The sequence below is a fragment of the Microcoleus sp. BROC3 genome, assembly GCF_036702515.1.
Lineage (GTDB): Bacteria > Cyanobacteriota > Cyanobacteriia > Cyanobacteriales > Microcoleaceae > Microcoleus.
On sequence record NZ_JAUBTQ010000163.1, the window covers coordinates 1 to 1,731 of the forward strand.

Here is a 1,731-nt window from a genome sequence, read left to right on the forward strand (position 1 = left end):
ATGTTGCCACAATTAGCCAATACTTACAGCCCCACAAAAAACTATGGCGTAACAGAATGGTTTAGCAGCCCTAAACTCGATGGAGTCCGGTGCTTATATGAAAATATGACCAGTGGATTGAGAAGCCGATCGGGATTGACTCGATATTCAGGACTGACTGAGATTGAGGAAATGTGTGAGAGTATCCGATCGACTAATAATCTGTCTTTTATAGATGGTGAGTTATATATCCCTGAAACTCCTTTTGATGTAATCTCAGGAATTGTCCGCAGCAGAAAAACTGTAGAAGCTGTAGTAGCAAATAAACAGAGAGTTCAGTTTCGGATATTTGCGATCGGGTTCAATCAATTCCCAACGATGCAGACAGTTCATGAAGTAGATCAACTCAAGCAAATCTTCCCGGCAATGGGAAAAATTAGCTACGTCCCTCAAAAACTGATTCAAAATAATGCTTTGGTAATCCAAGCTGAAGCTGAGTTGATAAAAAGCTCTGGACTCTCAGACGAAGGGATAATGCTGCGGAATCCGAACTCTGTCTACGCCGGGGTTCGATCGAACAATCTCCTAAAAGTCAAAAACTTTGTAAAGAACAATTTTACGGTGATTGGCTTTACCAAAGGTAGTGGCAAATATCTAAAGTCTCTGGGTAACGTACTGATTCGGGGAATGATTGACGGTCGAACCATCAATAGTAAAGTGGGAACAGGATTTACTGACTTGGAGCGATCGACAATCTGGGCTAACCAAGCTGATTATTTAGGCAGAACAGTTGAAGTCGTTTATCTCGGCGTTACTGCTACAGGTTCTTTACGGCATCCAATATTTTCGGCATTTGTCTGAGCCAAAATAGAGCCACAAAAAAGCTTGAGTAGTGTACATCTACTCAAGCTTTTTTGTGTCTGACTCAAAACTATTTGACGACTCCAACCAGCTCTGGAGCTTTCCCCGCTAATATCCAGCCAGTAGTTGGCGAGTAAACCGGGGTGTTAGCGGTAACTCCCCAACCTAGTAACTCATTTGTTGGTACTTCAACGAACGAGCCATCAGGGGCTTTGATTTGCCAGATTTGCTGAGAAAAACTTTGGGTCTTTTGCTCTAGCAGTTCGGCAGGAATAGGAGGAGGTTGAATTGTTCCAGCTTGAGCAACAGGAGCAACAGCAGCGACAGATTGAGCAGTAGATTCAGCAGCAGCGGAGGGCTGTGGTTGGCTTGGATCTGGCTGAACTAAAGTCAAAAAGGATTTGCTGAAAGTGATCTTAGGTCTGCGAGAAGCCTTAAAAGTAGTAGGTTCTCCAGTTCGTGGGTTGCGCCCTTCACGTGCAGCTCGATCGGTAGCTTTTAAAATCCCTAAGCCCTCCAATGGTACTTTTTCTCCATTGCGGAGATTGAGCGACATGAAGGCGACTGCGGATTCCCATACTGCACTAACGGTGCTTTCAGCAAATCCAGTTGAAGTTTTTACGTGGTCGATTAAAGCAGACATGACTAATGCTAACTAATGAATATTTTAATTATGCACTATCAAATGATTAATTTGGTGGTAGACCAAAATCTTCAGGGGTATAAAGTCCTGCTGGGAACTTGCCTTCTAAGTAATCGATCTGTTCTTGACTCAGCGTTCGATTATAGAGCCGAACTGTTTTCGTGATTATCTGTCCACTTTCCTCCATATATTTGCCGTTGGTGTAACAGCGCATCTCGCGAGTTTCTCCGATCGCAACTTTACTTTGG

The 1,731-nt window shown here is 43.5% G+C and carries 3 protein-coding genes; 1 reads left to right on the forward strand and 2 read right to left on the reverse strand.

The window, feature by feature from the left end:
• Positions 1-840, forward strand: an 840-nt coding sequence (locus tag QUB30_RS33495; RefSeq protein ID WP_333342649.1) for an ATP-dependent DNA ligase, incomplete at its 5' end; no start/stop codon positions are given.
• 70 nt (positions 841-910) lie between these two features.
• Here QUB30_RS33495 and QUB30_RS33500 read toward each other — a convergent pair.
• Together QUB30_RS33500 and QUB30_RS33505 are read right to left on the reverse strand one after the other, a co-directional pair.
• Positions 911-1,483 carry an HU family DNA-binding protein gene (locus tag QUB30_RS33500; protein WP_333342652.1) on the reverse strand — a complete coding sequence of 191 codons (573 nt, stop codon included), beginning with the start codon at positions 1,481-1,483 and terminating at the stop codon, positions 911-913.
• A gap of 46 nt (positions 1,484-1,529) precedes the next feature.
• On the reverse strand, positions 1,530-1,731 hold a 202-nt coding region (locus QUB30_RS33505), incomplete at its 5' end, for a hypothetical protein (protein ID WP_333342654.1).

What these genes read in the sequence shown, in the direction of transcription:
- QUB30_RS33500 (WP_333342652.1), bottom strand. Translation starts at nt 1,483, where the DNA reads ATGTCTGCTTTAATCGACCACGTAAAAACTTCAACTGGATTTGCTGAA.